The sequence below is a fragment of the Limosilactobacillus oris genome, assembly GCF_025311495.1.
Lineage (GTDB): Bacteria > Bacillota > Bacilli > Lactobacillales > Lactobacillaceae > Limosilactobacillus > Limosilactobacillus oris_A.
On the sequence record NZ_CP104398.1, the window covers coordinates 1,067,554 to 1,089,617 of the forward strand.

The 22,064-nt window shown below is 52.1% G+C and carries 19 protein-coding genes and 1 pseudogene; 7 read left to right on the forward strand and 13 right to left on the reverse strand.

Annotated features, from left to right (window positions below; genetic code table 11):
• Nucleotides 1–6: 6 nt before the first annotated feature.
• Together N4599_RS05425 and fsa are read right to left on the reverse strand one after the other, a co-directional pair.
• Nucleotides 7–531, reverse strand: a complete 525-nt coding sequence (locus N4599_RS05425) for a triose-phosphate isomerase (RefSeq protein WP_062814065.1) — start codon at nucleotides 529–531, stop codon at nucleotides 7–9.
• A 15-nt stretch (nucleotides 532–546) separates the two neighbouring features.
• The gene (gene fsa / locus N4599_RS05430; RefSeq protein WP_003715054.1) at nucleotides 547–1,203 is read right to left on the reverse strand and encodes a fructose-6-phosphate aldolase; all 657 of its coding nucleotides are present in this window, start codon (nucleotides 1,201–1,203) and stop codon (nucleotides 547–549) included.
• 277 nt (nucleotides 1,204–1,480) lie between these two features.
• Here fsa and N4599_RS05435 point away from each other — a divergent pair, with 277 nt between their 5' ends.
• On the forward strand, nucleotides 1,481–2,659 hold the full coding sequence (locus N4599_RS05435; protein WP_260898323.1) for an ATP-binding protein: 1,179 nt from the start codon (nucleotides 1,481–1,483) through the stop codon (nucleotides 2,657–2,659).
• A 110-nt stretch (nucleotides 2,660–2,769) separates the two neighbouring features.
• Here the strand turns inward: N4599_RS05435 and coaA are convergent, their stop codons facing one another.
• Nucleotides 2,770–3,693, reverse strand: coding sequence for a type I pantothenate kinase (gene coaA, locus N4599_RS05440; protein WP_191364190.1), 924 nt, complete (start codon nucleotides 3,691–3,693; stop codon nucleotides 2,770–2,772).
• A 198-nt stretch (nucleotides 3,694–3,891) separates the two neighbouring features.
• Between coaA and N4599_RS05445 the strand changes: the two genes are divergently transcribed.
• Entirely contained in the window at nucleotides 3,892–4,539 is a 648-nt protein-coding gene (locus tag N4599_RS05445) for a thiaminase II/PqqC family protein (protein WP_260898328.1), read from the forward strand.
• A 71-nt stretch (nucleotides 4,540–4,610) separates the two neighbouring features.
• Here N4599_RS05445 and N4599_RS05450 read toward each other — a convergent pair whose 3' ends face one another.
• From N4599_RS05450 to N4599_RS05480, 7 genes and pseudogenes are all read right to left on the reverse strand, one after another.
• Nucleotides 4,611–5,756, reverse strand: coding sequence for a glycerate kinase family protein (locus tag N4599_RS05450; protein WP_260902489.1), 1,146 nt, complete (start codon nucleotides 5,754–5,756; stop codon nucleotides 4,611–4,613).
• Between the two features lie 22 nt (nucleotides 5,757–5,778).
• Nucleotides 5,779–7,053, reverse strand: a pseudogene (locus N4599_RS05455) (GntP family permease).
• Nucleotides 7,054–7,463: 410 nt separating this feature from the next.
• Nucleotides 7,464–9,401, reverse strand: coding sequence for a copper-translocating P-type ATPase (locus N4599_RS05460; protein WP_260902490.1), 1,938 nt, complete (start codon nucleotides 9,399–9,401; stop codon nucleotides 7,464–7,466).
• Nucleotides 9,401–9,688 carry a cupredoxin domain-containing protein gene (locus tag N4599_RS05465; RefSeq protein WP_260898330.1) on the reverse strand — a complete coding sequence of 96 codons (288 nt, stop codon included), beginning with the start codon at nucleotides 9,686–9,688 and terminating at the stop codon, nucleotides 9,401–9,403. The genes N4599_RS05460 and N4599_RS05465 overlap by 1 nt, the downstream gene beginning before the upstream one ends.
• The gene (locus tag N4599_RS05470; RefSeq protein ID WP_194176881.1) at nucleotides 9,688–10,065 is read right to left on the reverse strand and encodes a cupredoxin domain-containing protein; all 378 of its coding nucleotides are present in this window, start codon (nucleotides 10,063–10,065) and stop codon (nucleotides 9,688–9,690) included. The genes N4599_RS05465 and N4599_RS05470 overlap by 1 nt, the downstream gene beginning before the upstream one ends.
• Nucleotides 10,066–10,077: 12 nt before the next feature.
• Complete coding sequence (locus N4599_RS05475; RefSeq protein ID WP_260898334.1) at nucleotides 10,078–10,518, reverse strand: CopY/TcrY family copper transport repressor; 441 nt, start codon at nucleotides 10,516–10,518, stop codon at nucleotides 10,078–10,080.
• Nucleotides 10,519–10,798: 280 nt separating this feature from the next.
• Entirely contained in the window at nucleotides 10,799–12,895 is a 2,097-nt protein-coding gene (locus N4599_RS05480) for an LTA synthase family protein (protein WP_260898336.1), read from the reverse strand.
• A 230-nt stretch (nucleotides 12,896–13,125) separates the two neighbouring features.
• On the opposite strand from N4599_RS05480, the gene N4599_RS05485 reads away from it, so the two are divergent.
• Entirely contained in the window at nucleotides 13,126–13,998 is an 873-nt protein-coding gene (locus N4599_RS05485; protein ID WP_062814157.1) for a DMT family transporter, read from the forward strand.
• 42 nt (nucleotides 13,999–14,040) lie between these two features.
• On the opposite strand, the gene helD is transcribed toward N4599_RS05485, so the two are convergent.
• Nucleotides 14,041–16,341, reverse strand: coding sequence for an RNA polymerase recycling motor HelD (helD, locus tag N4599_RS05490; RefSeq protein ID WP_260898337.1), 2,301 nt, complete (start codon nucleotides 16,339–16,341; stop codon nucleotides 14,041–14,043).
• A 192-nt stretch (nucleotides 16,342–16,533) separates the two neighbouring features.
• On the opposite strand from helD, the gene N4599_RS05495 reads away from it, so the two are divergent.
• The 3 genes from N4599_RS05495 to hflX all read left to right on the forward strand — a co-directional run bounded on the left by N4599_RS05495 (nucleotide 16,534) and on the right by hflX (nucleotide 19,222).
• Nucleotides 16,534–17,184: a DedA family protein gene (locus N4599_RS05495; protein WP_003712967.1), complete on the forward strand. Its 651-nt coding sequence runs from the start codon at nucleotides 16,534–16,536 to the stop codon at nucleotides 17,182–17,184.
• A gap of 79 nt (nucleotides 17,185–17,263) precedes the next feature.
• A complete protein-coding gene (locus N4599_RS05500) occupies nucleotides 17,264–17,914 on the forward strand; it encodes a histidine phosphatase family protein (RefSeq protein ID WP_191364184.1) in 651 nt (216 codons plus the stop codon).
• A 33-nt stretch (nucleotides 17,915–17,947) separates the two neighbouring features.
• A complete protein-coding gene (gene hflX / locus N4599_RS05505) occupies nucleotides 17,948–19,222 on the forward strand; it encodes a GTPase HflX (protein ID WP_191364183.1) in 1,275 nt (424 codons plus the stop codon).
• Between the two features lie 50 nt (nucleotides 19,223–19,272).
• Here hflX and N4599_RS05510 read toward each other — a convergent pair whose 3' ends face one another.
• On the reverse strand, nucleotides 19,273–20,685 hold the full coding sequence (locus N4599_RS05510; protein ID WP_260898340.1) for an o-succinylbenzoate--CoA ligase: 1,413 nt from the start codon (nucleotides 20,683–20,685) through the stop codon (nucleotides 19,273–19,275).
• Between the two features lie 11 nt (nucleotides 20,686–20,696).
• On the reverse strand, nucleotides 20,697–21,518 hold the full coding sequence (gene menB / locus N4599_RS05515) for a 1,4-dihydroxy-2-naphthoyl-CoA synthase (RefSeq protein ID WP_260898341.1): 822 nt from the start codon (nucleotides 21,516–21,518) through the stop codon (nucleotides 20,697–20,699).
• Between the two features lie 35 nt (nucleotides 21,519–21,553).
• On the opposite strand from menB, the gene N4599_RS05520 reads away from it, so the two are divergent.
• Nucleotides 21,554–21,925 carry a PaaI family thioesterase gene (locus N4599_RS05520; RefSeq protein WP_191364180.1) on the forward strand — a complete coding sequence of 124 codons (372 nt, stop codon included), beginning with the start codon at nucleotides 21,554–21,556 and terminating at the stop codon, nucleotides 21,923–21,925.
• Nucleotides 21,926–22,064 lie beyond the last annotated feature (139 nt).

The window sequence follows — 22,064 nt, forward strand, 5'->3', positions numbered from 1 at the left end:
CTAACCTCACTTATTTATTAAGACGCCGTCCACGTTGCTGTCACATAGCACGTCGGCTAATTCTTCTTCAAAAACGAAACCGCCATAAATGATTTGAACCTGCCCGGCAGTTTCTTGGTCATAAATAATCCGCAACGAGTCGCGAATTTGTCGGTGAGCAATCCTGATTCGCTGTGCGTCAGCTGGCAGGCGGCATTCGCCAGCCCAGCTCGGTGAATAAACAATCACCAGCCGCGCGACCGCTGCACGGCTCACCCCGGCTAGAACATTGGCCAGTCGCCGGCTCAGCAGGTAGGCAAAGTCAACGGGTGTCAGTCGAAGGTCTCCCTCATCAAGTTTCAAAACCGGTTGTTGGCTCCCCTGGAGCGTTGTCCGCAGCTGGTAGTTGAGCTCTCGTGACGAGTGGTCAAGCAGTGTCAGAACCCGGCAGTTACTGATAAGTTCCGGCGCGTCCATTCCAGCCCGCTGAATACGCAATTCACGGCTTGTCGTCCGCATTGTTTCAGGTACCACGTTACGTTTCGTTAGCATCTCGCTCACCCCTGCTTATTTCTTCTGCAGTTGTTCAAATTCGGCCCAATCCTTCTTAAACGTTGCTAGTCCCTTATCCGTCAACGGGTGTTCCCACAATTTTGGAATAAGGTGACCAGGAATGGTGGCGATGTCACAACCAGCCAGAGCGACCTGTTCAACGTGTTGGCAGTGGCGAATGGAAGCGGCGATGATTTCCGTCTGGTAGCCATAGATGTCAAAAATCTGCCGTAGCTTTTCAACTAATTCCAGCCCGCTCGCCCCGATGTCATCAAGCCGCCCCAGGAAGGGACTGACGTAGGTCGCCCCCGCCTTTGCAGCCAGCAATCCTTGTGCTGCGGAGAAGACCAGGGTAACGTTTGTCTTAATCCCTTCTTTTGACAGAATGTTGACGGCCTTTAAGCCCGCCTCGGTCATCGGAATCTTAACGACAATGTTGTCCGCCCACTTGCTGAGCTCCCGAGCCTGGGTCACCATCCCGTCAGTATCGTCAGCCGTTACTTCAGCACTGACCGGGCCATCGACAATCGCGCAAATCTCCTTTTCGACGGTTTCCCAGTCCTTACCTTCCCGGGCAATGATGGTTGGGTTAGTCGTCACCCCGTCTAGTAAGCCAAGGTCGTTGATCCGCTTAATTTCGTCGATGTTAGCAGTGTCCGCAAAAATCTTCATAGTGATAATCTCCTTCAAAGTTAGTTTCGCTGGTTAATCAGTATGCCTAAGTTCTTAATCGGTATTATTTAGCTTGTCAAGACAAGTAGACCAATTTATTTTTGTGCAACCAGTTGCATCTCCCAGCCAGCAGTAACTGTTTTTACTAAATTTTACTTTTTTACTAATTGTTTAGGCGGAAAATCGTTGATATATTTGGATTCTTTTCCAAATTTGCCGAGGTCGACAGATTTTGTTAAGATTTGTTTATTCAAGGAATTTTACTGGAGATGACTGGATGTTTGTACGTTCAAAGCAACTAGACCAATTAAAAAATTCAATAAGTGATTCGACAATTAAAGTGGTTTATGGTGTCCGCCGCGGGGGTAAAACAACCCTGCTGGAACAGCTTCGTTCCTATCTGAAACGGCAGGGGGTCCCGAGCGCACGGATTCTGATCTACGACTTTGATCACCCCGCTAACGCTCAGCAGGATCCTACGCAGCTTTTTCAGCAAATTAAAAAAAGGCTCACCAGGGACCAGGTTACCTACCTGTTCTTCGATGAGCTTGAAACGGTGCCCAACTATCAATTATTGGTGCAAAAGTTAGTTCACTTGCCGCGGGTCGACCTGTACATCACCAGCTCGGCGGTTAGCATCCAACGGCTAGCCAGTCAGTTTCCCTGCCGGATGGTCTACCTAGGTCCCTTACGCTTTCAGGAGTTTCTCACCTACCACCAGCTTTCCGCCAATTTAAGTTCGCTCTACCACTACCTCAACACCGGTGGTTTCCCCTTCGCGCAGGAAATCCGGAATTTTACGGCAGCACGCAACTATTTTGAGGGGGTGATCAATACAATCATTCTCAACGGCTTTTCCCAGCGCAACACCCTGTGCAACGCGGGCCTCGTCCAGCAGCTGGCCCTCTTCTTAGCCAACCATGCTGGGGAATTGACCAACGTTTCCCGGGTAGTTGCCAGCTTGCAGGACGGCAGCGTGAATGTTTCCAACAAGACCCTTGCCGCCTACCTCGATTTCCTTCAACAGGGCTTCCTCTTTTCCCCCTGCCAGGAGCTCAACCTGAAAACAGGCATGGCCAAGCCGACCAACGCTCAGTATTTTCCAATTGATCCATCCCTGCGGTCGATTTTGGCGAACAAGCAAAACGCCCTGTCAGAACGAAATTTGGCAATCGTTGTGTTCAACGAGTTACGCAGCCGTGGCTACCAGGTCTTTACCAGCTGTAAGGGGCATCCCGTAACCTTTGTCGGCATCCAAAACCAGCAGCGGCACTACTTCCAGTTCAACTTTTCCCTACTCACCGACGCGGCTTACCAAAAAACGGTGGCGGACCTGCACCGCCTCCCTGACGATGGTCCCCGGACGTTGATCCTTGCTAAGCAGGGCGATCACCAGCTCCCCGGCGATGACCAGGTCCAAACAGTGAGCCTGGTTGACTGGCTGATGACGGAATAGGCAAAGAGGGAATACCCCGGCTTCGCCTCCGGTGTCTCGTTCAGCCTAAAAATGAAAGGCGGCAGCACTTGATAAAAACCAAGTACTGACGCCTTTCATATTTTATTCTCTTACCCCCGCCGCAAGTAGAGGCGGTCAACCACATGACCATGGGTCTTGTGCAAAATCAAGTTGGCCCTAGTCTTCGTTGGCAGGATAAAGTCGATCAGGTTGGGCAGGTCGACCCGCCGCCACACATCTTTAGCCATCGCGAAGGCTTCCTCCTGGTTTCCCTGTGAGTACGGATAGTAGTAGTTAGACGGGTCCGTGAAGGCCGTTTTTAAGAGCAGGCCAAAACGCTGCAAGTACCAACACTCAATTAAATCTGGGTCGGCATCGACGTAGATCGACCAGTCGAAATAGTCGCTGACATACAGGCGCTGGTTGCTTGGCAACTGTAAGGTATTGATTCCCTCAACAATCAAGATGTCTGGACGGTCAATTACCAGGGGCTTGTCTGGCTGAACATCGTAAACCTGGTGAGAATAGGTTGGCGCCGTGACTACTGGTTCGCCCGCCTTAACATCGTTGAGGAACTTGAGGAGCTTCTCCATGTCGTAGGACTCTGGAAAACCTTTCCGATCCATAATCCCCCGCCGTTTCAACTCCGCGTTCGGGTACAGGAAACCATCCGTGGTCATCAATTCGACCCGCTTATCCGGCAGTAGTTTGTTTAGCAAAATACTGAGAAGCCGGGCAATTGTACTCTTCCCGACCGCCACCGATCCGGCAATGCCAATGATATAGGGGACCCGTCGTACTGGCTGCTGCAAAAAGTTGGCCTTTTGCATCTGCCATTCCAAAAAGTTTTGATAGTGTAATTGGAGCAGCTTAATCAGTGGCAGGTACACATCCTGAACGTCCGTCAACGAAATCCGGTCATTCAAGGACTTGATTTCGTCAAGGTTATCTTGGCTCAGACGGACAGAATCAGTTGGAAAAAAGCGGTGCCAGGTTTGCCGGTCAAATTGTTCGTAATTCATCCATTCATCCATTTTTAAAATCCCTTTGTCGTCTATTTGTAAGCGTTTACTATCAATCATAGCACATTTCGTCCAACATACCATTTTGTTCGAGCTTTCACTATTTTTAGCAAGCGCTAGACGCAATCTTTCACCAGTATAGCAAATTTAGGTTAACCTGCGGGGGATAATCTAGCTTATAATTAAGAAAAACCAACAAGGAGTATTGCCATGACTGTTTTTACCACTACTTTAACAGCGACAATTAACCAAACTACCGAAACGAGCGCTCGCGCCCCCTTCATTCTGCAGCTCAGCAGCGGCGACCTGCCTCTCACGACTTTCCGCTACTACCTAATTCAGGACAACCACTACCTGACGGCCTTTAACCGGCTCCACCAGGAAATTGCGACCCACTTGCCAGCAAACGAAGGCGCGATTTTAAGCCACCTCGGGGAAGGAGAAGACGCTGCCCGCCAACGGATGCACAGGGAAATCGGCCTGGGCACACAGGAACTGCAAGAAACTCCCGTCGCCCCTAACGCATACTCCTACATCACCCATATGTACTACCAGCTAGACCGTTACGGCGCCGCAGCTGCTATCGCCGGTCTCCTTCCCTGCTACTGGCTGTACAGTGAGCTGGCCCAGCGTTTAGCCGTCAAGCACAGCCCGGTTCACCTGTACCAGGAGTTCTTTGACAGCTACACCGCCGCAGATTTCACTACCAGCACGGAACAAATGAAGGCGATCGTCAACCAGCAAGCCGCGAGTGTCGACGAACTTGGCCGCCAGCAAATGACCCGGGCATTTCAAATTTCCTGCTACTACGAGGAGCAGTTTTGGCAAATGGCCTTTGACCAGCAGGAATGGCAGTAGGCTGAAAGAAAATAATAACGAACAAGGCCATAGTGCGCATCATCCCCTAATCCGCACTGTGGCCTTCGTTGTTAATTTTTCACTGTTTTGATGAGTCGAGCAACGTTTTCTGCCGTCAGTGCGATATCGTGCGGTCCATCTGCAATCGCCTGTTCCAACGGTTTTGCTCCCACGGGGGTCGCAAAAATTGCGTCCATTGCTTCTTGACCGTATAAGCTGTCAATCCCCTTGCCAACGTTGCCGGCCAGCACAATGACCGGTGCCTGCGGAGCCACCGTCTTCGTTGCCAGTGCGACCCCATATGGCGTCTTACCAAACTTGGTCTGGAAATCAATGCCACCTTCACCGGTAAAGACCAGGTCGGCATCCACCGCCCGTTCCTTGAGCTTGGTAAATTCAACAACCAGGTCAATTCCCCGGGCCATCTCGGAATTGGTAAAGGCTATTAGACCGGTTCCAAGGCCCCCAGCGGCGCCGGCCCCCGGCCGTTGTTCAAGGTCCAGGTGGAGGTCTCGTTTAATGATCTCCGCGTAGTGGTGCAAGTTTCGGTCCAGGATGCTAACCATTTCCGGAGTTGCGCCCTTCTGCGGTCCAAATACCGCGGAAGCCCCTTCCTTCCCGGTCAATGGGTTGGTAACGTCCGATGCAATCAATACCTGGGTGGTTTGGATTCGGGGATCTAAATCACGGACATCAATCCGGGCAAGTCGGTCGAGGGCGCCACCGCCGAGCGGGAGTTCATTACCACTCGCATCCAGCAAGTGAGCACCAAGTGCTTGGGCCATCCCCGCGCCGCCGTCGTTGGTAGCTGAGCCCCCAATCCCGAGAATAATCTTTCTGACGCCATGGTTCAGTGCGTCGAGCATTAATTCTCCGGTACCATAAGTCGTCGCAATCATTGGGTTATGCGTCTGGTCGTTAACATACTGAATGCCACTAGCCTGAGCCATTTCGATTACCGCCGTCCGGCCATCACCCAAGATGCCATAGTAGGCCTCGCTCAGTTCGTTCAGCGGGTTGTGAACCCTTTTCTTCATCAGGTGGCCCCGCGTAGCATCGACTAGCGATTGGACGGTTCCCTCCCCGCCATCAGCCATGGGGACCAGCTCATAATCTGCTTTCGGAAAGATCCGGGCGACACCGGTCCGAATCGCTTCAGCTACCTGCTTGGCAGTCAGCGAACCCTTAAATGAGTCCGGTGCAATCACAATCTTCATCATAATTCCTCCTTACCGGCTATTAAATCAAGTGCAGGAAACCATATAGAACCGTGGCGGTCAGACAAGCCGAGCCCCCACAAATCGCTTCGTATAAGATTCCCTGTGAGCGCTGCTTGATGTCCATGTTCATGGCGTTTGCGGTGACGTGGAAGTAGTTTCCCTGGGGCAGCTGGTCGATTACGATTGCCCCCGTGTGAACCATCGCTGCCGCTGCTAATGGCTGGACCCCAAAACCCAAAATTGCCTTGGAGAAGGAACCAGTAGCCAGGATAACACCGGTCGAAGTAGACGCCGCGGCACCAGCCATTAAAATACCAGAAAGTGGCGCTAGGAAGACCCCGGAAATGTGACTGACCTTGATTGCGGAAATCAGTAGCTGCGGCAGGCTCGATTCGGTAATCGTCGCCCCAATTGCCCCGGCACCAATCAAGATCATGACCACCGGCGTCATCTTCACCATCCCGGTCTGGGCATATTCACGAATCCGTTTCCCCTTGTGCATTGCTAATGCCCCGATAATCGCGGCAAATGGCAGGACGTAGGTCGCGTCTAAGTCAATCGTACTCATCCAGTGCACATGCAGGAGCTAGCCAATCGGGTTAATCAATAGCAAAACAACCGCGATGATTGGCGTAACTAACGAGGAGCCCAGGGATGGCAAATCTTCTTGCTCAATCCGGGGATTATCAGCCAGGTCAGCTGGCAAGACCGCGTCACCCTTATGTTTAATCAGTGAAGCAACGATCACCGTCACGATTAACGCCACAACCGCTGGAATGAAGTCAGCAATCATGACCTGACTGAGGTTGAGGCCAAAACCCTTCGCCGCCGCAATCGTGTTCGCGTTTGGTGAAATAATGTTGCCGGCCTTGCCACCACCAGAAAGGGCAACCAGCAGGGCGAGTTTTGAAATATGGCTCCGTTCGCCGACCTCCAGTGCAATCGGTGCCACAATTAGCACCGCGACCGGGATAAAAACGCCAACCGCGGTGATCACCATCGTGGCTAAGGCCAGGGCTAGGATCGCCATCCGGTCACCCATCTTGCCAACAATGGTCCGGGCAATCGTGTTGGCGGCCCCCGAATCCATCATCACGCCGGCTAACACTCCGGCGGCCAGGACCCGAACGACCGTCCCCATAACACTCTGGGAACCCTTCACCAGAATATTAACGGTCTGCAACAGACTGGCGCCACCAACCAGTGAGCCAATAATTGCACCAATAAGCAGCGAGTACACCGCATCGACTTTTCTTAAAATCAAAATAATTACAATGGCTAGGGAGTGGGACAGAACTAGTTTGTCTAGTTCGTTGTCCCACCCCCGCAAGGATGGCTAGGTTGGTCAAGCGCTGATAAATCAGCGTTTGAACTGCCAGCCAGCTACTGCGCTATTGCATTTTTATCTTTAAAACAGTAAAGAGACTGAGTTAATTTCCAGCCTCACCCCACCAAGAAACAAGCACAGCTTACCATCCCCTTTATCTATCAATAATAAACACAAATTAAGAATACGCCGATTAGATTGAGAATACAATAACAAGCTGTTTAGGGAGCAGAAACATTAGGTTAATCTTGCTTTCATGTTGCTTAGTCGGGACGGCTGCCAGACCTTATCGGCCCAGTTTGTTAAGTCACATACAATCTTAAATAGTGAAAACAAAAAGTGGACCGGTACCCAGCAGGCAACCAATCCACTTTTTATTATGCAGTTGCCGGATCATCACCGGCAATTTTGGTTTTATTGAGCAGCAGTGATGAAGTAACGACCGATACTGATGAAAATGCCATCGCCAAGGCCGCCAGCTCCGGACTGAGTTGGAAGCCGACCGCCATAAACAAGCCGGCGGCAATCGGGATCCCGACCGTGTTGTAAACCAGCGCCCAGAAGAGGTTCAGCTTAATCCGGTTAAAGGTCTTCTTGGAAATATCTAAAGCCCGTACGACCCCACGTAAATCATTTTGAACCAAGACAATGCCACCGGAATCAATTGCGATATCCGTTCCGGAACCCATGGCGATCCCAACGTCTGCCGTCGAGAGGGCTGGGGCATCATTGATTCCGTCACCGACAAAGGCCACCTTAGCACCCGCATTCTGGAGTTCCTTGATATGCTGGGCCTTTTCGTTTGGCAAGACGCCAGCAATCACCTGGTCGATGCCGACCTGGTCAGCAATTGCTTGAGCGACCGCCGCATTATCACCGGTCAGCATCACCGTTTTGAGTCCCCGGGCCCTCAACTCCTTAATTGCTTCTGGCGAACTAGCCTTCGGGACATCTTGAATGGCAATTAGGCCGATAATGTTCCACGCTAAGCCAACGTAGACTACCGTCTTGGCTTCACTTTGCAGTTTCTCCGCCGTCATTTTCATTTCCCGGGAAATATTAATTTCCTCGAGGAGGCGTTCACTGCCGACGAAGGCTTCCTGACCCTGGTACTCGGCCCGGACGCCTTTCCCTTCGATGGCCGCAAATTCACGGACCTGTTCAATGTTCAAGCCATCATCCGCGGCCCGCTTCATGATTGCCGTTGCCAGCGGGTGTTCGGAGGATTCTTCTAGGCTGGCGGCAACTTGCAGAACCTGCTTAGTATCCCCGATGATATCCGTTACCTGAGGCTTACCGACAGTAATCGTCCCGGTCTTATCAAAGACGACCGTGTCCAGATCACTGACTTCCTGGAGCACTTCCCCATTCTTGATGAGCACACCCATCTTGGCACTACGGGCGGTCCCCACCATCAGCGCCGTTGGGGTCGCCAAACCGAGCGCACATGGGCAGGCAATCACTACCACGGATACGGCAAACAGCATCGCTTGCACTGCCGTAGCGTCGAGGAAGGAATACCAGATGACAAAAGTTAAAATGGCGATTACAAGCACCGCAGGCACGAAGATGTTAGAAATCTTGTCGGTCAGGTTCTGGATCGGGGCGTGACTCGTCTGGGCTTTCTTTACCATGTCGACAATCTGGGCCAGCATGGTATCAGAGCCGATTTTAGTGGCCTTGAAGGTAATCGTCCCGTTACTGTTGATCGTAGAACCAACGACCATATCCCCGACCTTTTTTACTACTGGAATGCTTTCCCCGGTGACCATCGACTCGTCGATAGTGGAGGAACCCGCGGTGATTTGGCCGTCAACTGGGACCTTTTCACCCGGCTTAACCCGGATTAAGTCACCAACTTGGACCCGGTCCAGCGGTACCTTAACGAATTGGCCGTCCTTCAGCACCTCAGCATCCTTGGCCTGGAGTCCCATCAGCTTGCCAAGGGCATTGGAAGCGTTGTTGTGCATTTTCTCCTCCATTGCGTCACCAAGCAGGACGAAGACGGTCACAAAGGCCGCACTTTCAAAGTAAACCGGGCGGCCGGTTACCATCGCAAAAACACTATAAAAGTAGGCCACGGCAGTCCCGGCCGCTACCAGGGTGTTCATGTTGGCACTGTGCTTCTTAAAGGCCCCAATCGCGCTCTTCCAGTATGGGGCCGCCGAAATCAGCATGATAATGGTCGTCGTGACTAGGGCAATCCAGTTGTAGGCGGGCATCATCCAGTGAAAGGGCATCGCTAACATCTGGACGAGCATCGGGATTGCCAGGATAAAGGAAATCCAGAAACGCTGGATGTTAGTCAGCTTCATCACTTTACGACCACCTTTCCGTGGAACATATCCATGCCGCAAGCGTAGTTGTAGGTGCCGGGCTGGTCGGTCGGAATATTAACGGTAACCTCCTTTTGGCCATCGAGCTTCACGTCGACGTCGAGGTCCTTGAAGACGACTTCATTCATGCAGCCCATGTTGTCAGAAGGAATAAATTTCAACTGCGCCGGCTTGCCCTGCTTAAAGGTCACCACCTCCGGCTTATAGCCATGGTTAGCAGCATTGACGGCAAATTTTTTACTCTGTTCTTTTGAAAAAATACTCATTATTTTACAACGACCTTTCCGTGAAACATATCCATACCACAAGCAAAATTAAACGTTTCTTTCTTATCCGTCGGGATTTTAATCGACGTCACCTTTTGTTTCGTCAAGTCTTTATTGACCCCAAGTTGCTCAAAAACGACGTGCGACAGGCAGGCCGTCGAATCATGCATCTCAAAGTTAACCTCGGCTGGGACGCCTTTTTTCAGCACCACGGTCGCCGGGGAATAGCCGCCGTCGACCACGATGGTCGCGTTTTGGACGTCATCAACCACCGTTGACTGGCCGACCGCTTCCGTATGCTTGCCCAAGAACCACCACAGGATAAAGGCGATTGCTAACAGGCCCACAATCAGCACCAGGAGTTGACTAATATTCATTTTTTCACCTCATTAACAAAAATGTTCACCCTTATACAGGCAGTTACAAGGAACTGTTTCGGGCGCCGTCCGCGCCTTTTCATCGATCACCTTGCGCATGGTCGCCAGGTCCGTTTGCGAAACTGGAGAATCCTTCAGCAGCTGTAGCAAGATTTCACCCTTGTGCATATCACACAACTTATCAAGAAACTGCCGCGCCATTTGCGACATCATCGCTGTCTGACTGACAGTCGGAATATAGATAAAGCGCCGCCCGTCCGGCTCGGTCCGCAACAGGCCCTTTTTCACCAACCGGCGCAGCAGGGTTTTGATTGTTGATTCGGTCCAATCACACTCAGCCTGAAGTTCAGTAATCACCTTGTTGCTGTGGGCCTTACCCAGTGTCCAGATAATCCGCATGACTTCCCACTCGGCATCTGTAATTGCACTCTCTTGTTCTACCTCGTCTTTCATCTATTCGCCCCTCTTCCGTTTTAGTTTACAATTGTAACTATAAGCTTAGTGTTTACATTTGTAAACAATAAAGAATTAAAAAAAGAGGCTGGAAATTAACTCAACCTCTTTAATATTTTAAAGTTAGTAATGCATCAGCGCAGTAGCTGGCTGGCAGTTCAAACGCTGATAAATCAGCGTTTGAACAACCTAGCCATCCTTGCGGAGGTTCGAAGACAAACGCCCCAAATCAGCTTGCTAGCCGGTTTGGGGCGTTTTTTCTCACTCTCATTCTCTGTCATTATGGCTTCGGGAAGTTCAGCTTAGGATAATCCTTTAGCTCAGGTGCGTCCGTCGAATAGTCGTCAATCGTTGTCTGATTATTATTCTTCGTCTTCGCACTGGTTTTCTGCTTCTTTTGTGCGTCTTGCAGGTTGCGCAAGCTCTTCTTCAGGTTATAAGTGTAGTCCTTCTTATCAACCTTCTTAAAGCCTGGCAACTTGTAGAAGCGGAGCAGGTCACCGTTGACGACCCGGTCGGAGAGGCCAAGGTCCGTGGTAACGTACTTTTGAATCTTGCTAAATTCCTTCTTCTGCTTAGCTGTCGCCTTGGTAATCTGCTTACCGTTCTTGGTGTAGTAGTAGTCACCATTGTACTTAGTGTACTTTGGCGTTACCCAGTCACCATTCCGGAATGGCACAATCTGGTTCCGTCCTGGAGAAAGCAGGTCTTGACCAAACTGAATGTAGTTTTTAGAACTGATTCCCAGCAGGTCTTCGATGGTCGGCAGCACATCGATTTCACCACCGTAAGTGTGATCAATTCCACCCTTGAGGCCTGGCATATTAATCATAAATGGTACCTTTTGAAACATTGCCAGGTCGTAGTTGGTAACCTTCTTCTTGTGAAGGATCTGGGCAATCGCTGGCTGGTGGTTGTTGGAAATCCCGTAGTGGTCACCATACAGGATCAGAACGCTGTTTTGCCGCAGCCCGGACTTGTCCAGGTAGTCGAGGAATTCGCCGAGGGACTCATCAAGGTAGCGCGCCGTCTGTACGTACGGATCTACGGTGTCATCACCGGTGTTCCACGGCTGGATATCCTTATTTTGCTTATCCAAGATGTACGGGTAGTGGTTCGTCACCGTAATCAGCTTCGCGTAGAACGGCTGCGGGAGCTGCTCGATATAGTGAGCACTCTCCTTCATAAAAATCTTATCCTTCATCCCGTAGCCGGCATCGTAGTCCTTGGTCTTCGGGTAGTACTCCTTGCTAAAGAAGTACTGGTAGCCAAATGACTTGTAGGCATTGTCACGGTTCCAAAAACTCGGGACATCCCCGTGGAAGGAGGCCGTCGTATAACCAAGTTTCTGATGGAGGAGGGCCGGTGCGGACTGGAAGGTATTAGTCGTGCCGTCAGTAACCATCGCGGACCCTTCTGGCAAACCGTACAATGAGTTTTCCAGCATCATTTCCGCGTCGGCCGTCTTCCCCTGACCAACCTGGTGGAAGAAGTTATCAAAGGCCAGCGTGTCGCTCGCGTGGTAGAGCTTGTTCAGGTTTGGCATTACCTCCTGGCCATCCTGCTTATAGTCAATCATAAACTGTTGGAGACTCTCCAGGTGAATGACAAAGATATTTTTCCCCTTTGCCACCCCTTCATACTGGACGTTGGGCCCCGCGTAGTTGTGGTGGATGAAGTTCAGGACTGGTTTCAGCTGATCCTGGTCGGCCCGGGCCTTAACCACGCTATTATGGGTGGTCTTAACCCCGTCGTAAATCGTGTAAGCCTGCAAGCCGAGGTACTTCACAATGTAGTTATTATCAAAGGTCCGCGTCAGCAGCTGGGAACGGTCTGACTCCGCCATTCCCAAGTTCGCACCAAACAGGACGAAACCGAGGGCGGTCACCGTCATCGCATAGCGAATTTTAAAGCGCCGCATATCCACCCGGATCAAGTGGAAGAGCAATACCAGGGCAAGGATAATGACGTCCGCATAAACCAGGAAGTCCTCCGGGCGGATAATCCCCATCAAACTCTTTCCCAGGTTATTGGAAGCCGCTCCCGACCCCTTGATCACGTTAAAGGTGATAAAGTCGGAAAACTCCCGGTAGTATAAAATATTGGAGAACAGCCAGGTTGACAGTAATGCATTAATAATCAGCATTAGCCAATAGGACAGCCGTCCCCTAAAGTACAGCGCGATTCCCAGGAAGACCAAGGCCCCCGGGATCGTATTAAAGGCCAGTAGGAAGTGTTGCATACTCCCCTTCACGCCAAGGTTGAATTCATTCTGATATGCCCAGTAACTCTTAATACAGAATAAGAGCACGACGAGCAGAAAGAACCCGAGCTTAGTATTTAAGCCGCGGCGCAACTTCTGCAACGCTGTTTTCATTGATTAGTTCCTCCATAAAAAGTATCAGCATTAACAATAATACATTCTAAGCGTTAAAGGCAATTGACAAAAGCCTATTTTTCAAAAATTTTAAGATTACGGGCAACTTTTTCGCCGGCACCGCTTACAGCCACTTACGCTTCCCGCGTGAAGATGTTAAGATTGGTGGTTGTAATTTGTGGAAGGGGAAATCGGATACCATGTCAATTAACAAACGCCAAGCAGATTTAATGTTGTTTATCGTCGCCATCCTCTGGGGAAGCAGCTACGTCTTCGCCAAGCTCACCGTGGAGGCGGGGATGCACTCCGGCCTCATCAACGCCTGCCGGGGGACCATGTGTGCACTAGCCGGCGGCCTAATTTTCTTCAAGAAGATCCGGCACATGACCTGGGTTGACTTCCGCCTCGGCCTGGTCATCGGCACCATCAACTTCTTGGGCTACTACTTGCAGACCGATGCTCTCCGCTACACGACCCCAGCGAAGAACGCCTTCTTGACGACCATGTACATCGTCGTGGCGCCCTTCCTCCTCTGGCTCTTCTGGCGGGAACGTCCCCAGCGAAAGGCCTACCTTTCGATTAGCCTGTCAATCCTTGGAATGGCAATCCTGACCAACGTCTTTGCCGGACATTTCCACCTCCAGTACGGCGACTTTTTGACCCTCGTTTCCACCTTCTTCTGGGCCGGGCAAATTATTTTCTTCGCCAAGTATGCCCCACACGCGTCCAGTCCCTGGGTGATTATTTTCATGATTGGGCTGTGCCAGGGAACCTTCGGCTGGATTACCACCTTCCTCTTTGAGCGTCCTAGTTTGGGCAGTGTCCACTGGGTGCAAGCGCTGATTCCATTGGCAATTCTCACTATCGGGATCACGTTCTTAGCCCAGGGAATGCAGATTACCGGTCAAGCTCATACCGACGCCACTACGGCGGGGTTAATTTTAATGCTGGAATCCTTCTTTGCTAGTGTGATGTCCGTCATTATGGGCTACGACCCCCTAACTCCGCAACTGGTCATCGGCGGGGTTATCCTGCTAGTCGCCAACGCCATTATGGAAGTTGACCTGCGGAGCTTGGTGGTTTTGAAAAGAAAAATGTTTTAATAACAATAAACGGCTGTGGAACGCGTTCCACAGCCGTTTTGCTTATTTATTAATCAACTCATATTCGTCAGCCGGCACCTGGTCCAGCAACGGTGTCACCTTCCCGACTGCGGTCAGGGTCAGCTCGTGCATCGCCCGGGAACAAATCGTGTAAAGCAACTGGCGCTCATCATCCCCGTGGTACTGCTGGTCGTTGGCGTTCCAGACGATAACGGCGTCAAACTCCAGTCCCTTCGCCAGAAATGACGGGACAATAATCGTCCCCTTAACCAGCCGCTGGTTTTCCGTCCGAATCAGGGTCGTCTTGACGCCCCGCTGCTCAAGGGCCTTGCACAACTGCTCGCTGTCCTCAAGGGTCTTGCCAATGATGGCGACCTGGTCATGCTCCTGCTGGTACTTTTGCAGGGTTGCCTCCAGGGCGTCCACGCTGCCGTCAAAAGTCTTGCTTTCGACGACCTGCGGCAAGTCACCATCCCGGTCAAAGGCTTCAATCGCCTCCCCGTCTAGCAGGATGTGCTTGGTGAAGTCAGTAATCTGCTTAGTCGACCGGTAGGACTTCGTTAGCTGAACGACCTTGGTTTTCTCCGGATCAAACATCGTACTCAGCTGGCGGAGGAGACTCTTGCTATTTTCGTGGGTAAAGATGGCCTGGTTGAGGTCCCCCAGCAATGTAAACTTAGCCCGCGGAAAGCGGAACTTGAGGTAGGCCAGCTGGTAAGGGTCGTAATCCTGGACCTCGTCGACAAAGACGTAGCGAATGTCGCGTTGACCGTGCTTCCCCGTAATCAGGTCGTACAGGTAGAGGTAGATGGTAACCCCCGTTGCACTGATCTGCCGTTTCTTGAGACCCTCCTTGGTCTGGTCAACGAAGGCCTGCCACTGGTCGGGCGTCAAGCCGTAATCCGCCAAGTTAACCAGCTTAGGTGTCACCCGGAGGAGGTGGAGGTACTGGCCATTGATATTGAGCCACTGGTTATGGTTGATCGCCCGCTTGATTGGCTCAAAGGCTTGCATGACAATCTTCCGGGCCAGGAACTTAAACTCCTTATCATCACTCTCAAATTCCCGTGGTTCGTTCGCAAAGAGGGTGTCCAGCTCCTCCTTGCTCAGGCTCTGGACCCGCTCCTCAACCCACTTGCTCCGCATTTCCGTGCTGACCCGGTGGTTGAGGTACTTGATCAGCTCCTCCTTCGTGCCGTCTAAGCGGTTGCCGAGCTTGTAGTTGTTGTTAAAGGAATAGTAAATTTCCCGAATCTTGTCCTTGCTGATAAAGACCTTGCCGTTGAACATGATGTTCCGGAAGCGCATGTTGGCGTGACCTAAATGCTTGGCGTACCGGCCCGTTGCCTCAAAGTAGTGTAGACTGGTTAGCAGCCGCTGGGCATTCTTATTCGCCTCATCCTGGCTGGCTGCAAAGCGCTGGGTAAGCGTTTGGACATGGAGTCCTGGAACCCGCCGATTGGCAAACTGGAAGTAGGTCATCTGGACCATGTTATGTTCACCCAGCTCCGGCAAGACCTGGTCGATGTAGTCGTTGAAGAGCTGGTTGGGTGAAAAGAGGACTACCTGGGAGGAGGTCAGGTGCCCCCGGTAACGGTAGAGCAGCCAGGCAACCCGTTGCAGAACCGCCGCGGTTTTACCAGAGCCCGCCGCTCCCTGAACAAAGAGGAGGTCGTCCTTGGTATCTCGGATGATTTCGTTTTGCGTCCGTTGGATGGTCGTGACGATGCTCTTCATCTTGGTACTGGAGTGGTTGCCGAGGGCTTCCAGCAGCATCTGGTCACCAACCTGTTCGTCGGTGTCAAAGATGGTGACGATCGTGCCGTCCTTGATCTGGAACTGCCGTTTAAGGGTCAGGTCGACCTCTTGGGGACCCACCGGCGTTTCGTAGCTGACCTGGCCGAGCTTGCCCTCGTAGTAAACGGACGAAATCGGGGCCCGCCAGTCATAAACCAGGAAGTGGTCCGGCTGGTCGCTAAACGAGGCCAGGCCGATGTAGACTGACTCTGGCTTGTCAGCGCCCTTCTCCTTAAAGTCAATCCGCGCGAAGTAGGTTTTCTGCTCCAACCGCCGCAGCGTTGCCAAGTGGTCGGCAGCGTGCTGCCAGCTATTATGCCGCTCGTCCAGCATTTGCTGCTGGGCCCGAAAGGACATGGCGGTGTCCATCATTCCAGAGTAGGTGGTAGTGTTTAGATGGATATCATTGGTCTGCTGGTTAATATCCTCAATATCATTTTTGGCGGTCTTAATCCGTTCCTCTGCCCGGGTCTTTGCCTTTTTGATTTCAGTGAGTACGTGCTCAAGGTGCCGTTGTTCCTGTTCCTTTATTGCTTTTTCAGCCACTGACTATCCCTACCTTTCCGGTTTTTAAAATCGTTATATTATTATAGCATTCCTTGCCGTTTCTCCGATAGTAATTAGCCGGCTAGCAATTATTTAAGGGTGATTTAATTTTCGAGCGAACTGCTAGTCAAAACTGGCGCGGGCCCCTACAATTAATATACTAGGCTATAAATTACAGAAAGGAGTTGCCACATGGCCCATCTTTTTTACGTACTGACCCACATTGCAGAAGTACTCATCCCGATGTTCGAATGGCTGGGGCCGTGGAGCTATCTCATCCTCTTCGTGATTGTGTTCATGGAAACCGGCTTGGTGGTCTTCCCCTGGCTCCCGGGCGGTTCGCTGGTGTTTTTGACCAGCTCCTTTATCGCCGTCCACCCGATTTTGAAAATGCACATCGTCGTCCCCGTCTTTTTCCTGGCGGCCTTTATCGGCGACTCCGTCAATTACTGGATTGGTCACAGTCTCTCCCGCTGGCACTGGATTGAAAAACGGCTGGCGGGCCCCCGGATGTTGACCGCTAAAGAATATTTAAACCGCTACGGCTTCTGGGCCGTGGCGTTCGGTCGTTTTGTACCCCTAATTCGTTCCTTTATCCCCACCATCTCAGGCATGATGCACTACCCCTTCCGCCATTTCACCATCGGCAACTTTGTCGGCGTGGCCTTGTGGGTAGCTCTGGGCTGCGGCGTTGGTTACTTCTTCGGCTCGATTCCCCTGGTCAAAGAGCACTTCTCCCTCGTGATTTTGGCAATGGCCTCCTGTGCGGTTCTGGCCGGGGCCGGAATGTGGGGAATCAAAGTGCTCCGACAAAAAATTATTAAACGGAATCGAATGCTCTAGGGTTCTTTAGTGCGGTTTGCCAGCCATTCATGGTAAAATATGAATAGTATTTTTATGATTTAAAGGAGTTTTACCCAAAATGGCAATTACCGTTTATTTTGTTCGTCATGGTCAAACCTACCTTAACCGCTACCACCGTGTCCAAGGCTGGTCAGATGCTCCCCTAACCAGCCAGGGACAAACAGATGCCAAGCGAACTGGTAAGGTCCTGAGCGGGGTAGGCTTCGACTACCTATTTAGCAGCGACCTCGCCCGGACGATGGAAACCGCCCGCTTGCTGCTTGCTGCTAGCAACAATTCTCAAATCAAGGCACCGACTCCGACCCCGGCTTTCCGGGAAGAGTTTTTCGGTTTCTTTGAGGGGCTGGATTCTGCCATGCTGACTAATTTCTTAGGTGCCGAGACCGGGTTCGACAACTTTGCCGACATGTTTAGCAAACTCGGGCCGGACACGTTAAAGGACCGGGTAGCTGCGGCCGACCCTTACAAGGACGCGGAAAACCACGTTCAATTTTGGAACCGGGTCAGCAAGGGCATTGACCGCCTGCGCTCCCTGCCGGACGGCTCAACCGCGGTCGTGGTTTCCCATGGGGTAACGATTCGGTCAATCGCTGAACACTACGGTTACCACACCACCGAATCGGTCAAAAACGGGAGCCTGACCCGGTTGACACTGACTCCAACTGACACCCAGGTTGACTTTTACAACCAACTTGAATTACCAGAATAAATTTTATCCGCAAAGGGGGAACAATACTCTTAAATGGATACGACGATACAAAACGATGAACGCGTAATCATCACCGGACTGGACACCGGTCAGGATGATTATAATTATTCAATGACCGAACTGGCTGAACTCGCCCAGGCTAATCATATGGAAGTCGTTCAGCGGGTCGATCAGGTCATTGACCGGCCGAACCCAGCAACTTACTTCGGTAAAGGAAAGGTCGCGGAAATTGCCGAGCTAGCAGCCGCCAATGATGTGACAACCGTCATTACCAATGATGAACTTTCACCGAGTCAGCTCCGCAATCTCGAAGACGAAACTGGCAAACGTATTTTGGACCGGACGGCGCTGATTTTGGAAATCTTTGCCACCCGGGCCCAGACAAAGGAAGCTAAACTCCAAGTCCAGATTGCCGAGCTACAATACCGGCTGCCCCGTCTGCAAACGAGTGCCAGCCAGCGCCTCGACCAGCAGACCGGTGGCGGAAGCGGCTTTACCAACCGTGGTGCCGGTGAAACCAAGCTGGAAATGGATCGCCGGACGATTCAGCACCAAATCACCCACCTGCGGCATGAACTGGCAGCAATCGATAAATCTGAAGAGACGAAGCGCAAGCAGCGGGCCAAGAGCAACATTCCTACGGCCGCCCTCGTCGGTTACACCAATGCTGGCAAGTCGACCATCATGAACGGGCTGGTACGGCGCTACGGAACGGTGGAAGACAAGACTGTTTTTGAAAAGGACATGCTCTTTGCCACTCTGGACACCAGTGTCCGGCGGTTGACTCTTCCCGGCAAAAAGGATTTCCTGCTCAGCGATACGGTTGGTTTTGTCAGCAAGCTGCCAACCAACCTGGTGGAATCGTTCAAGTCCACCCTCGCCGAAGCAGCTAACGCCGACCTGCTGATCCAAGTGATTGACTACTCCGATCCCAACTACGAAGAGATGATGCAGACCACTAAGGAGACACTCAAGCAGATTGGAATCGACAACATCCCGATGGTCAACGTCTTCAACAAGGCTGATAAGACCGAGATTGAATTCCCGGTCCTGGAGGGGGACGACCAGGTCGTGATTTCCGCTAAGCAGGAGGAATCGCTAGACCTCTTGGTAGATGTTATCCGCAAACACCTCTTCAAGGACTATGTCGAAGCGAAACTGCTCCTGCCATTTTCGGCGGGGCAGCAAGTCTCCTACCTTAATGAACACACGAATATTCTCGATACCGAGTACCGCAATGACGGCACGCTCCTAACGGTGGAAATGTCACCCCAGGACGCCCAGCGCTTTGCCCAGTACCAGGTTTAAAACGCAAAAAAACGGTTGGCGAAGTTGAAGTTCGCCAACCGTTTTTTTACTTACAGTTGTTTCCTTAACAAGTAGCGCTGAATTTTACCACTAGCATTCGTTGGCAGTTTAGCCACCCGCAGGTACCGGCGCGGCACCTTATAGTGAGCCAGGTGCTGGTAGCCAAACGCCACGAGCTGAGCTTGATCCAAGGGCTGGTCGCTGACAACAAAGGCCACGGGTACTTCGCCCCATTCCGCGTCTGGCTGTCCAACTACCGCCACCTGACGGATGCCGGGATAACGCAGGTAAACCTGCTCGACTTCCTGGGGAAAGATGTTCTCTCCACCCGAGATCATCATCTCGTCAGCCCGGCCGTCAACGTAGAGGTATCCATCCTTGTCCAGATGCCCAATATCGCCAGTTCGGTACCAGCCGTCCACCATCTTGGCGGGAAGTTTGGCCGGCAAGTTGAGGTAGCCCGGCGTTAACGCCGGTGTCCTCAACAGGATTTCACCGTCTGTGGCGAGTTTCAGGCGGGTGGTAAAGAGCGGTTGCCCAACAGAGCCGATTTTGGCTAACGCGTCGCTGGCCCGCAGTGCTATCACCTGCGAACAGGTTTCCGTCATGCCGTAACATTGAACGACCGGGATTCCCAGCTGCTGGCACTGGTCCAAGGTTTCACAATCCAGGGTGCCACCGCCAAGGAGCATGCACCGAAAAGTGGGCTGGTATTTCTGCCCGCTTGCTTGGCGTTGATCGACTAATTTTTTCATCATAAACGGGACTACTGACATAATGGTGACCGGCTCCGAAGCGAGGATCCGCTCAACCGCGGCGGGACGAAACTTGTCCACCAAGCGCACGGTCATCCCATAAATCAGCCCCCGCATCATGATTGAAAAGCCGCTAATGTGAAAGATCGGGGCAACACACAGCCACTCATCCTGGCTGGTCAATCCCAGGTTAAGGGCTGAAGAAACCGCCGAATAGAAGTGGTTGCCAAAGGTTTGCAAAACGCCCTTCGGCTTTCCGGTCGTCCCAGAAGTATACATGATGCTGGCGATCCGGTCGCTGTCAAAGGTCGGGACAAGGTCGGCGGGTGCCGCCGTGATTTCCGCCAACTTTTGCAGGCGAATAAAGTCCGCGCCCATTTCCGGCCTCCACAGCTCATCAGCCACCAGGCAACAGTGCAGTTGGCTGTCCGCAATTTGCCGACTTAACTCTTCGTTAGCCAGGCGCCAGTTCAACCACACTACCGTCCGGCCACTGCAAATGATTGCCAAGGCCGCCAGGTACCCCGCCAGCCGGTTAGTCGTGAGTAAGCCGACCTTATCACCTGGCGCCAGCTGGTCTAACTGGCCGACAAGCTGGGTAACCCGGTCCCGAAGCTGGGCAAACGTCAGCTGGGTGGTGCCATCATCGACTGCCACCCGGTCAGGCTGGGTAGCCGCCTGTTTCAATAACCAATTTTGCGTCTGCATATTACCGAACCCTATGGGAACTTCGGGAACTGGTCAAAGTTCGGCTTGCGCTTCTCGTTAAAGGCATCCCGGCCTTCCTTCCCCTCATCAGTCGTGTAGAAGAGCATGGTGGCATCACCGCCAAGTTGTTGCAAACCGGCCAGGCCATCCGTATCAGCATTCATCGCCGCCTTGATAAAGCGCAGGGCGGTTGGGGACTTCTGGAGAATTTCGTTGCACCAGTCCAAGGTTACTGATTCAACCTGGTCCAGTGGTACCACCTTGTTAATCCAGTTCATCTGGTAGGCCTCTTCCGCCGTGTAGAAGTGGTTGAGGAACCAGACTTCCTTGGCACGCTTGTGGCCAATTACCCGGGCCAGGTAGCCGGAACCATAACCGGCGTCAAAACTGCCGACCTTCGGACCAGTTTGCCCAAACTTCGCATTATCCGCCGCAATCGTCAGGTCGCAGACCAGCTGGAGGATGTTGCCGCCGCCGACTGACCAGCCCTTGACCATGGCAATCACCGGCTTCGGGATGATCCGGATCAAGTGTTGGAGGTCCAGGACATTCAGGCGGGCAACCTTGTCGGGACCGACATAGCCGCCGTTGCCCCGGACTCCTTGGTCACCACCGGACGAAAAGGCCAAATCACCAGCGCCGGTTAGGATAATCACGCCAATTGTGCTATCATCACGACAAATGGTAAATGCGTCGATCATCTCTTGAATAGTGACCGGGGTAAACGCGTTGCGCCGTTCCGGACGGTTCATCGTGATTTTAGCAATCTTGCCAGCCCGTTCGAAGATAATTTCAGAATACTCTTTTACCGGTTGCCAATTAACTTCTGTCATTATTAATTTACTCCTTTACAAGTGAGGTCATTACAATGAATCTACTAGAAAACTTAGGCATTCAAATCCAATCAGTCACCGCCGACCAAGCCGTCATAACTGTCGCGGTCACCGACCAGCTCAAGCAGCCGTACGGGATCGTCCATGGCGGGATCAACGCCGTCCTGGCGGAAACTGCCGCGTCCCTCGGCGCTAACCAGTGGCTGCGGGACCACAATCAGGATCAGATAGCCATCGGTCTTAATATTAACACACAGCACTTGCGACCGGTGACCAGCGGCACGATTAAAACGGTTGCCACCCCCATTAAGTGCGGTCGGCGAACCCAAACCTGGCGAGCAGACGTATACAACCAGGACCGGCTCACCAGCACCAGTACCGTCGTGCTCGTTAACAGCGACCAGTAAAAATTGTGATGTTCTTTACCTTTAAAATAGCTAGAGAGAGTGAGAAAAAACGCCCCAAATCGGCTAGCGGATTTGGGGCGTTTGTCTTTCGACGCGCAGCTAGCCTCTGGGAACCTCCGTCGACGCAAAGCTAGCCTAT